9 protein-coding genes and 1 pseudogene are annotated in these 11,399 nt (G+C 45.7%); 8 read left to right on the top strand and 2 right to left on the bottom strand.

Annotated features, from left to right (window positions below):
* Nucleotides 1-75: 75 nt before the first annotated feature.
* From Q0668_RS02715 to Q0668_RS02705, 3 genes and pseudogenes are all read left to right on the top strand, one after another.
* Nucleotides 76-903: pseudogene (locus Q0668_RS02715) on the top strand (GGDEF domain-containing protein); the annotation flags it as partial.
* Between the two features lie 261 nt (nucleotides 904-1,164).
* The gene (locus Q0668_RS02710) at nucleotides 1,165-2,295 is read left to right on the top strand and encodes a hypothetical protein (protein WP_298859676.1); all 1,131 of its coding nucleotides are present in this window, start codon (nucleotides 1,165-1,167) and stop codon (nucleotides 2,293-2,295) included.
* Nucleotides 2,296-2,365: 70 nt separating this feature from the next.
* Entirely contained in the window at nucleotides 2,366-3,895 is a 1,530-nt protein-coding gene (locus Q0668_RS02705; RefSeq protein ID WP_298859675.1) for a polysaccharide biosynthesis/export family protein, read from the top strand.
* A 50-nt stretch (nucleotides 3,896-3,945) separates the two neighbouring features.
* On the opposite strand, the gene Q0668_RS02700 is transcribed toward Q0668_RS02705, so the two are convergent.
* On the bottom strand, nucleotides 3,946-4,758 hold the full coding sequence (locus Q0668_RS02700; protein ID WP_298859674.1) for a hypothetical protein: 813 nt from the start codon (nucleotides 4,756-4,758) through the stop codon (nucleotides 3,946-3,948).
* Nucleotides 4,759-4,857: 99 nt separating this feature from the next.
* Nucleotides 4,858-5,154 (bottom strand): FmdB family transcriptional regulator, encoded by a 297-nt coding sequence (locus Q0668_RS02695; RefSeq protein WP_298859673.1) that lies wholly within the window; start codon nucleotides 5,152-5,154, stop codon nucleotides 4,858-4,860.
* 495 nt (nucleotides 5,155-5,649) lie between these two features.
* Between Q0668_RS02695 and raiA the strand changes: the two genes are divergently transcribed.
* From raiA to Q0668_RS02670, 5 genes are all read left to right on the top strand, one after another.
* Nucleotides 5,650-6,012: a ribosome-associated translation inhibitor RaiA gene (gene raiA / locus Q0668_RS02690; RefSeq protein ID WP_298859672.1), complete on the top strand. Its 363-nt coding sequence runs from the start codon at nucleotides 5,650-5,652 to the stop codon at nucleotides 6,010-6,012.
* Between the two features lie 190 nt (nucleotides 6,013-6,202).
* Nucleotides 6,203-6,676, top strand: a complete 474-nt coding sequence (locus tag Q0668_RS02685) for a PTS sugar transporter subunit IIA (protein ID WP_298859671.1) — start codon at nucleotides 6,203-6,205, stop codon at nucleotides 6,674-6,676.
* Nucleotides 6,677-6,899: 223 nt separating this feature from the next.
* On the top strand, nucleotides 6,900-7,190 hold the full coding sequence (locus tag Q0668_RS02680; protein WP_298859670.1) for an HPr family phosphocarrier protein: 291 nt from the start codon (nucleotides 6,900-6,902) through the stop codon (nucleotides 7,188-7,190).
* An 89-nt stretch (nucleotides 7,191-7,279) separates the two neighbouring features.
* Nucleotides 7,280-9,043: a phosphoenolpyruvate--protein phosphotransferase gene (gene ptsP, locus Q0668_RS02675; RefSeq protein WP_298859669.1), complete on the top strand. Its 1,764-nt coding sequence runs from the start codon at nucleotides 7,280-7,282 to the stop codon at nucleotides 9,041-9,043.
* Between the two features lie 865 nt (nucleotides 9,044-9,908).
* On the top strand, nucleotides 9,909-11,399 hold a 1,491-nt coding region (locus Q0668_RS02670; protein ID WP_298859668.1), incomplete at its 3' end, for an Rne/Rng family ribonuclease.

Raw genomic sequence — 11,399 nt, 5'->3', positions numbered from 1 at the left:
TGAATTATTGATTTCGGTGACTCCTCAGTTGATACGCCCAATGGAAGAAGATGAAATAAAGAACAAAACCCTGCTCCATTAAGTATTATGTTTATTGATGCCGATCACTTTAAAAACATTAATGATACTTTAGGACATTCCATTGGTGATGATGTTCTGATCGAACTGGCACGGTTATTTCAGCATGAAACCTACTCGGGAGAACTGGTTGGTCGTTACGGCGGGGAAGAATTTGTGATTATCTGCCCAGAGACCGATTTGGAACATGCGGTAAAAAAAGCGGAACGCTTAAGACTGGCGCTTTGTAACCTGAATATGGAAAGCTTGAATCAAACACCACTGACAGCCTCTTTCGGAGTTGCTGAAGTCGAAGCGGGAGACTCCGTGGAAAGTTTGTTTCGCCGCGCTGACAAAGCCTTATATAATGCAAAAGAAACTGGCAGAAACCGGGTCTGTTCGTTGACCAATCAACAAATACAGACTGGAATTGTCCCCTCACTCACTTCTTCAGAAGAGACGACCGTTGATACAATGAATTTTGAACAGCCTTTCAATGCTTGCATCTCATCAGACATTATTGTTTATAAACTGGGCGGCTTCGTAAATGACAATGGTGCTCACCTGACAGAGGTGAGGGCAAATCGGGCCGTATTGCGACTTGGTAAATCAGGCTTACTCCCTTTCTGGGGAAAAACAGAGGACCGACAGCCAGTTCAAGTGGAAATAGAATTTGGCTCTGTTTCTAAAAATACATCTGCAACGACCACGAGTCGGGCCTCGACACCCCTCGTAGAAATCAGCATTACCATTTCTCCCCTGGGATGGGTCAAGAAACCAACCCTGTTCCAACAACGCGCGAATCGAGTTTTCAGGCTCTTAAAAGACTACTTTCTAGCGGAATAGTTTTCCCCGGCCCAAAACCAGCAAATCCCGCCACTTTCATCCTGAATTTCTCTCGATATTCCCACAGCTGTTAAAACAGGCAAACCAGTCTGGCTTTGCGAATTATGCCGATTGATCCGATTCTTGAATATCAAACGATTATATCTGTCTTACGCCCCCTTATAATCAGTAAGACAGGAAAAACCTTACACAGCGGTATTAGACGAGTCCGATAAAACCAGCGTATGGATTAACAATCAATCTGCGCATGGTGGCTAAATAGTGGACTCCAAAATTTCAAACAACTTTAATCAACTTTTTTCGTTGATCACAGAATTCCGATTTCTGCCTTGCGCTGTTCTCATCCCAATTCTGTATGTACTCACGGGCTGTGCCAGCACTGAGTGTAGTTACGAAGAAACGTATTCTCCCATCTCTAGCCGTGTAAAAAAATGCTTCCTATTTCATCAAGATAAATGTTCTCCGCATCCTTATCGCTCATTGGACGGTTATCAAACCGATCTTGATAAGTTAGTGGTCAAACACGCTGCTAAAAAATGCGCCAAACAGTCATTGAAGACACTCGCTTGTAACTGCAAAGAGAAACCATCCAAGGCCTTCCGCGATGGATATCAGCAAGCCTACATTGATATCGCCTTAGGAGATTCGGGAGAAGTTCCACCGGTTCCACCAGAAGAGTATTGGGCCGCCCATTATCGAACTCCTGTCGGTTATCTCGAAAGCCAGCAATGGTTCACGGGTTACAAACTCGGGGCTGAACACGCGCTGGCCGATGGACGATACGACTATAACGAAATTGCAACTCCCTATTCCCTGGCAGGCTGGGATCAATCTCAGTCGGGTTACTGGGGTGAAAACACGAACGATCAGCATTTTTCTACCGAAGCGGACGCCAATCAGAATCACATTTTGCCTGCACCACTGAGCGGCTCGCAACATACTCCACCAGCACCCGGAAGAATTTTACCGCCGGCACCAGGACATCAACGGGAACAACACTCACAACCAATTCCGCAACGCAGCAATTCTGAACGCACGCAGAAAACACCGGTGTTACAGCAACAGCAGATTCGCCCGGCATTGCCTCGACAACAAATTCACAACCCGCAACCATTAGTGGCCCCACCGTTAGTGGCCCCCAAGCCTCCGGTTCGACTCCCGCTGCCTGTCCCTGCGACCAACAGACACCGTCCGGAAACACAGCACTCTGAGCCACCAGCATATATTAATGATGACCCTCCACCCAATCCGTACTCATTACAGTCGTATCCTTATACACCACTGCCCAATAGTCAGACGCAAACAAACCATCACAGATCTTTAGAGCAATCAGGCGCAGCCCATCGCCTGCTGCGTATTCCCGATGGTCGAGTTTATGGAAACAGATATTAATCAGTGTGATTAGTGTCGGAGACAGCATGTTTTTAACTGCGGATCTAAACCAAAGGATCCAGACAACAGAATGATGCAACAATTCAAGAACATGATTATCGAATTAAAAGGTTCGATCAGAATGCAGAAACCTTCCTTATCAATGCCTGAAAGCATGTGGCATATTCTCTGCGCGCTGTTCTTGACGGTGATCTTGAATGGATGTGCTGCCATTCACCCGATTAAAGGAGTTCCTGCGCAGTACATTCCGTCTGAATACAAGGCTGAAGTGCGTTCTGGAAAAGAAACCATCGATCTTTCACTCTTGAGACAACCGGCGCCAACTCACTACCTGCTAGATTCCGGAGACGTACTGGGAGTTTACATCGAAGGTGTATTGGGGCAATTTAGAGAAGTACCCCCGGTGCATTTCCCTCAGACACAGGAAGTAGCACCCTCTCTCGGCTATCCGATTCCCATCCGTGAAGATGGAACCATTTCGCTTCCGCTGATCGGCAACGTGTTTGCCAGAGGCCTGACACTCAATCAGCTCGAAGAAACAATCCGAAGCAAATATACAACTGAAAAGGGTATCTTAAAAGTAGGACGTGACCGAATTCTGATCAGTCTTCAGCGACCACGCTCTTACCGTATCCTGGTGATTCGTCAGGAAAACGCTAATGATGTTGTTGGCGGTGGCGGCGGCGTTCTAAATATCGGAAGATCCAAACGGGGCACAGGCCGCGTTGTCAACCTGCCCGCCTACAGCAACGATGTCCTGCATGCCCTGGCTGAAACAGGCGGACTACCAGGGCTGGATGCAGAAAACTCGATCTACATTATTCGAGGCGCCGCACATAAGTTGAATCATTCGATCTGCCCGCAACCCGTTCATACTGGCTCAACCTCGTCTCGGAATTCCAATTCACCTCAAAAAATTCGACAGGTTTCCGATTCGTATACGCCAATTCCAAATTCCAACGGAGGTCAGATAGATCCTTCGTTTCAGGTTGGTCAACCACTCTATTCAAGCGACGGTGGAACGTTCTACGGTGACGCTATGACTCCGACCATCAATAATGATTCCACAATGCAAAGATCGGGAATTATCAAAATTCCCATTCGTTTGAGCCCGGGAGAACAGGTTCATCTGACACCCCAAGAGATCATCCTGCATGATGGCGATGTGGTATTTATTGAGTCACGCGATACAGAAATTTTCTATACCGGCGGTTTATTGGGTGGCGGACAATACACGCTGCCTCGCGATTATGATCTGGATATCCTGGGGGCAATTTCAATTGCACAGGCGGCAGGAACCGGAGGGGGCGGCAAATCGACCGGAGGCCCCTCTGCATTGAATCAGGATGTCACGATCAGTGCCAGCAATGCCATTATTCTCAGGCAACTTCCCAACGGAACACAGTTGCCTATCAAAGTCGATTTGTACGAGGCAGTTCGTCACCCCAGTCAACGCGTTCTCATACAACCCGGGGATTATGTCATCTTACAATATACGAAGTCTGAAGCAATTGGAGCCTTTATTGAACGCCATCTGCTCGAAGGTGCTCTGTTTGGACTGGCGGCTTCAAACCTGCAATCAGGGGGCGGAAATAACTGATCGTTTAAGACAGATTGATTCCGTTCCATTGAATTCCTGAACGAGTCGCATTACTTGCGAATAATAAAACCCTGTTTTTCATTCGGATCAGCTAGAAAGATACGGCCGGAATTCATCTTTTTTTTGTCCCTCGCGCCACTTGCTACCAAAAGCAGCTTGTCAGTCACCCGCTCTACTCCCAAACTGCAATCGATGTGATGCTTGCCGATGAACTTAAAGTTGGCATCTGCTTTGAGAAGTTCCGTGCCATAACAGCCAAACCACCATTGATTGTCTGCAAAAGTGGCCGTTTGAATTCCCAGATGAGTGTGCCCGCTTTTCAAAACATGTTTTTTAACAAACTTGAAGTTCACGTCATATTCATAGAGATAGTTCTCATTAATCCCTTTTGGAAGACCACCCACTACTATGAACTTACCCTGATGAGAGGCAATTCCCCCTGCACCATAAATCACTTCGGGGGTCTGATGCTTGGCAATCAATAAAAGTTTTTTCGCATCATACACATATACCCAGGAATCTGACTTTCCCTCTGGATTATTGAATGCACCAAAGTTGACAGCTACAAAGACTTTACCATCCTGATAGCAGAGATCTCCATGATGATTTCCCACCGGAATTTTCAATAGAACCTTGCCAGAAACATTGGTCTTTACCAGTTCGGTTGTAAAACTCCAAAAAATATTACCCTGCCCGTCAATGCAAACACCTTGTAAATGATGGGGATAAACTCCCTCACATTGTGTGTTTGAATATGTTGTTTTCTTCTGATCCGATTTCGTTTGTGCCGCGGCCCAACGTTCCGAAACGAGACCGCATATCAGTATCAAGATCAAAACAAAAAAATTGGTTCGTAGTTTCATTTCAAATTAGTCTCCCTCAACTGACCAAACTCTCAGGCAATAGTCGATCCGATTTCGCAAACAGCAATATTCAATGATCTTGAAATATATCTTCGACATTCAGTCTGCCGAGATCATATCAGGACCATCCCCGGCCCTTTTTTCATAAGTCCCTTTTGATGATTTGACATATTTTGTGAATCCAAGTTCTCCCAGACGCTTGTCATCATTTAACGTCCGCTTTGCCTGGGCGTCAGACCATTTGCCGGAAAAATAAGCGGCCGTGATGACTTTTTTTACCGCTTCACCCGTTTCGGGATGTTCGGTCAATATGGGATCGCTCATTTTCTGTATGACTTCAAAACGTTCGCCCGGAGTCCCATCCGGGGTAATTACCTCATAAACATAAGTAGGCATTGCTACTTTTTTACCTCTCGACTCTGCAAGGATATGATTCAGAATCAGCCAAAAGTTAATTTGAGGACTGATTCCCCCATAACTGTTCTTAACAGCTTACATTTATATTGGCATACCCGACACAGGGGAAACCAGAGAAAATCGGATTACTTTCGCTTTTTCCCGGAGCAAAACCGACATGAATCACCAAAAACAAGGCTCAACTTGCCTAATCAAACAGATCTACGACTGGATTGGCTGCGCATGAACTGAATGTTGAAATCAGCCCTCAAACCTCATTACAGGGACAGATGGTGATCTAATCTCCCTGTATGAGATCATATCTAATCAAATTTGGGATGCAAAGGACCGGATTTTTGAACTTGAAGCTTGAGAATTAGTGACTGGTATTGCTGGACCTGGCCAGATAGAATCTGTTAGCATCGTCTATTGCTGAACTCAAAAATAGATACGTAAGTACACAACCCCGATGTTTTTTAAGCAGGAGAGTCGTCAGTGCAAGTTGCGATTACTTGTCGTCATGGTAGTGTTTCAGATGGTCTTCGTGATTATATTACTGGAAAGTCCGAGAAGTTATTGAAATACTTCGAGCGGGTAACTGCAATTCAAGTAACGATCGATCAGGGTCAAAACCAGAATCGAGTCGAAATTCTCGTTGACGCAGAACATAAGCATAATTTTGTGGCCCATGCAGATGGGGATGAAGTTAAACCAAACTTTCAATCCGCATTGAGTAAAATGGAACATCAAATCAAAAAATATAAGGAAAAAATTCAGGATCACCGTCGAGATCTTCCGCTGAATGAAATCGTAGAAAATCAAATTGCGGAATCGGAATCTGAATCTGAATCGGAATAATTCCTGAATCGTCAGCAACGCTTTTTTCAGCGTGACGAAGAGACTGTCTTTAAGAGAAACGCCGTGTGATCAGCCTGGAAAGATTCACCTCTGATTGAGTATTCCCAGGCTGTAACGATTTACAATAACGTCTTGCGTCATTAACGCAGAGACTGATTTTTTTGCAGATGTAGTTAGAAGGAAAGAATACATGAAGTTAACAGACTTCGTGGTTTCGGAAGCCATTATTCCGGAATTGAATGTAACGACCAAAGAAGAAGCGATTCGCACCATGGTCGCAAGTCTTAAAAATGCAGGCAGTATCTCAGCAGAAGATGAGGAAGGTATTGTCTCTGCGATACTAAAACGGGAGGAACTTGGCTCTACCGGGATAGGAAACGGCGTTGCCGTCCCGCATACCAAACATTCCTCTGTTGAAAACCTGACTGCCGCGGTTGCGCTTGCTCCCGAGGGAGTCGACTTCGCCAGTCTGGATGGTGAGGATGTCTTTATACTATTTTTACTGATTTCACCTCTGGATCGTCCAGGAGATCACTTACGAGGGCTGGAAAATATTTCCCGCCACCTGAGGAATCAAAACTTCTGTAAGTTTCTCCGCCATTCTAAAAATATTGAAGATATTGTTGAATTACTCAACGAAGCTGACAGTAACCAGCTAGACTGAGTAGCGAGGCATCACAGTTAGGAAGAAACGGGGCGAATTCAGATTACAGTTGGTCCCAAAGCCGGACATTTATTCTGAAATTTGGAAGATGTGCTTCGCTCGGGCCCATTGCTGGTTGAACAAAGAGGAAAGGGGTAATTACGAGATCTTACTGAAAATGTCATCATTCCTGAATGAGACATGGTTTGATTTTCAGGTTGCTTGAGTAGTTATCGATAGTACCATGCAAGAATCTGTTTGCCGCCAGATTGTCATTGTTAAAATGAAGCAAGGGCTTCACCTTCGCCCCATTTCTGAAATTGTCAGAATCGCCCGGCTCTATAAATGCGATTTTAAAATTAAAAATGGGAATCTCGCAGGAGATGCCAAAGAAGTCTATGACTTGCTGGAACTCAAGGCTTTGCCTGGAACCGAACTTGCTTTGGAAGCAAATGGAGATGATGCCAGTAAGCTCATGGAAGAAATCGTTCAGTTTTTTGAATCAGGATATCAAAAATTCGAAGAAATCGACTGATCCATCTAAATAACCCCCGTATCCTCCGACTGAGTGGTGTCCCACCAGTTCCCTGTCTGTTAGAAAGCGCCCTACTAGGCTCTAATTGAATGCTTGTTAAACGTGGAATTGCAGTCTCACCGGGAGTGAATTTCGGCCCCGCGCTCATTCTGGGGACCGAGGACTTTCGTATTCCGCGACAATTTGTCAGTGTGAATGCAATCGAGACAGAAATCTCACGTCTCAGGACAGCCATGGATGCGGTCTGCGAAGAAATCGCCGTAAATGAACGGCTAGCCTCTGACAAACTGGGCGTACAATACGGGGCCATCTTCGCAGCTCACTTACAAATGGTCAGCTCACCACGACTGAAAGACGAGATTGAAACCTTAATTCGTGAAAAGTGTTACTCGCCCGAACACGCATCCAGTCGAGTTTTTCGACGCTACACGAAACTCGTCCAACATCTCGGCGATAATTATCTCGCAGAACGTGCCAGTGATATTATCGATCTGGAAAAAAGACTGCTCAAACAGCTGCTCGGCGAAAAAAGGGAAGAACTCTCTAATCTGACGACACCCATTATTGTTCTAGCCAACAACCTAACTCCCAGCGAAACAGCCAGCCTCGCCAAAGAATTCGTGCTGGGATTTGCAACAGAAGTGGGTGGTCGAACCAGTCATACAGCCATTCTTGCCGGGGCACTCGAAATTCCAGCCGTGGTGGGTCTAGGCGAGTTTCTCTCTGATATCTCTGGTGGCGAAACGGTCATTGTAGATGGCAATAACGGCGAAGTCATCATCGACCCGGATGAAGAAACTCTCGAAAAGTACCGCGATACCGGTGAGCGTCAACGATCTATGGCAGCCCGGTTAGCATCCCGGCGAAAAATCCGTTCTGAAACAAAAGACAGTATTCGAATTCATGTAATGGGTAATATTGAGTTTCCCAATGAAGTCGAACATTGTACGGAACGTGGTGCGGATGGAATTGGCCTGTACCGCACCGAATTTCTTTATCTTCAATCGAACACAGAACCTACTGAACAAGTTCACTACGATGCTTACTGCAGCGTCGTGAAAGCCGCCCAAAATAGACCAATCGTGATCCGAACACTTGATCTGGGAGCAGATAAAATTCCCAGAGGTTACAGGTATTTAGCCAAAGAGGGCATGAACCCGGCACTGGGCCTGCGGAGTGTTCGACTCAGCCTGCGCGACTTGCCTTTATTCAAAACTCAGCTCCGGGCAATCTTTCGCGCTGCCGTCCACGGTGACGTCCGCATTATGTTCCCGCTCATTTCCACACTCTTAGAATGGCGCCAGGCCAAAATGATCGTAGGCGACGTCCTGGAAGACCTCGAAGAGCGAGGAGTGGATTTCAACCCCAATATCCCCATTGGAATGATGGTAGAAGTCCCCGCCGCTGCAATTCTGGCTGAAGAATTTGCTGAGGAAGTTGACTTTTTCTCCATTGGGACAAATGATCTAATTCAGTATACTCTAGCCGTCGATCGGTCTGATCCTGCGGTTTCATCTTTGTATAACTCATCAGATCCTTCGATTTTAAGACTCATTAAAATGGTTGTGCAGGCAGCGGATAAGAAAAATATCCCGGTCACAGTCTGTGGGCAAATGAGTTCTGACCTGAAGTCAATCCCCTTATTGGTCGGCATGGGAATTCGACAGGTCAGCGCGACACCACTGGCAATTCCGGAAGTAAAAGAAGTCATCAGACATCTGACAATAGAACGGGCTGAGGAGATCACCGCACATGCGATGACGATCGATGTTGCCCGTGATGTAGAAAGTTATTTACGAGGAGAACTGTATAAAATATGTCCTGACCTGTTTGATGAAGAAATGCCTCTGTGACTGAGCAGAGCGTTAGAAACCTTCAGGCAGCCAGTACATATCAATCACCTGATTAGTATAGATGATTCAAGTTTGTATTAATCGTCACAATTCAACGTTTACATTTTGTAGTTGACTCCATTCATTTAGAACTGAAACAAATCAACTGCCATCCATATTGCCTCGGCGGCGAGTGGATCGAGTAAGAACTAATTCAATCAAGACGAAATGTATTGAAAAATCATTTCCTGGCACTGAAATCGATCACCCGTGATTAGAACGTGGAAAAGTACCGGGAACCTAGCAAGCATAACGAGTCTATCGTATGCACCAGGTTCAACCTTTCTACTTTCTAACTGTTCACAACGGTAACAGCATGAATAAAATGCCTGCAAAATTAAAACAACCAGTTCATAAATTGGCTCAGGCCGATTTATGGCGAACCGCTGCAGCTTTTATTCCGCAATTTCAGAGTCAACAAGGGATCCCCGAACCTGTTAGGACGGTCTGTTTTTCACATCAGTTTCATTACATTGACGTGCCGCATTATGAATTGCACCACGTTACCTTTGAAACTGCCAATGATGAAATCAGAGTAAAACCAGCCCCAATGGGATCAGATTTCCTTCGAGACATTAATCAGGAACTGGTTCGACTCATGAGTCGCATCAAGGAAACACTCTTTGATTATGTTTGTGCCGCTTCAATTCGAAGAAACACAACACACTTAAAGAGATCGGTCTGTCCCTGGATGATCCATCCAGACAGCAGACTACTGACTGACACTACTATGAAAATCATCCGATGGATGTACATAGGAAGTCCGTCACCCCAGCGACAGATGAGGAATACATGATTCGTCGTGTAACACGACAAAGGGTATTCCATGAAAAAGGAAATGCTGATTAATGTCCTCCAACCGGAGGAGAGTCGAATCGCCATTGTAGAAGATGGCATTCTGGAAGAACTTTATGTAGAACGAAACAGCCTCGAAAACCTGGTAGGTAATATCTACAAGGGAAAAGTGGTCAATATTGAGCCCAGTATTCAAGCTGCTTTCGTTGATTTTGGTGTCGGCCGCAATGGCTTCCTGCATGTCAGTGATATCGAACACCAATACTACAAACACCTCAATGAAAAAGAGGATAAAAATGGGAAACCATCACAGGGAAGAAACCCAAAAGGGCGCCGTGTGAATGAGAGGAGTGTTGCCAATAAACCTCCCATCCAGGAAATACTGAAACGAGGCAGTGAAGTCCTGGTACAGGTCATCAAGGAAGGGCTCGGAAACAAAGGCCCTACGCTGTCGACCTATATCAGTATTCCCGGACGCTATCTGGTAATTATGCCCGGGCTGCAGCGAGTAGGCATCAGTCGTAAAATTACGGATGAAGATGTCCGACGACAATTACGAGCCATCCTCACAGTATTGGCACCGCCTCCCGGACTTGGGTTCATTGTTCGGACCGCGGGGATAGATCGGTCTGCAGAAGATCTCAAGCGAGATTTAAATTATCTACTCCGCCTCTGGGGAACAATCGTAGGCCGCATCAAAAAGTTGCCCGCCCCCGTAGAGATTTACTCGGAAAGCGATATGATGATTCGTACGATTCGTGATATCTATAATAGCGAAATCGATACACTTTACATTGACGAAGCGACTGCATATCAACGCGCCAGAGACTTCATGAAAGTCGTGCTTCCCAAGCACGTCAATCGGATTAAACATTATACCGGCAACGATCCGATTTTTTATAACAGTAACCTCGATGACGAAATCTGCAGCATTCAAAATCGACATGTCCCCATGAAAGGCGGAGGATCAATCGTCATTGACCAGACCGAAGCCCTGGTCGCCATTGATGTCAATAGTGGTAATTATCGTGCGGATGACAATGCAGAAAAAACCGCATTCAAAGTAAATATGAAAGCGGCAGAAGAAATCAGTCGCCAGATCAGACTCCGGGACCTGGGCGGAGTGATTGTGATTGACTTTATCGACATGCGGGAAGAGAAACATCGACGCTCTGTTGAACGCAGATTAAATGAACTCGTCAAACGAGACCGCGCCCGGACCAAAGTTCTCCGAATCAGCCCCTTCGGCCTGATTGAAATGACACGGCAGAGAATCAGACCTTCGCTACGAAGAAGCATGTATGAAGATTGTCCATCATGTCGGGGGACAGGTCAGGTGAAAACCGCGGAAAGTATGGCCATCGAAGTCATGCGGACTCTCATGACGACTGTAAATAAGAAAAAGATTTCACGAATCGTTTTGAATGTTCATGAAAATGTGGCGAATTATTTGAATAATAAAAGGCGAAAAGATATTACGAATCTGGAAGAATCAGCAAAAAGCGCCATCATAATCAACGCC

It is taken from the genome of uncultured Gimesia sp., assembly GCF_937910335.1.
Classification (GTDB): Bacteria; Planctomycetota; Planctomycetia; order Planctomycetales; family Planctomycetaceae; genus Gimesia.
This window is presented reverse-complemented; position numbering and strand designations above follow the sequence as displayed.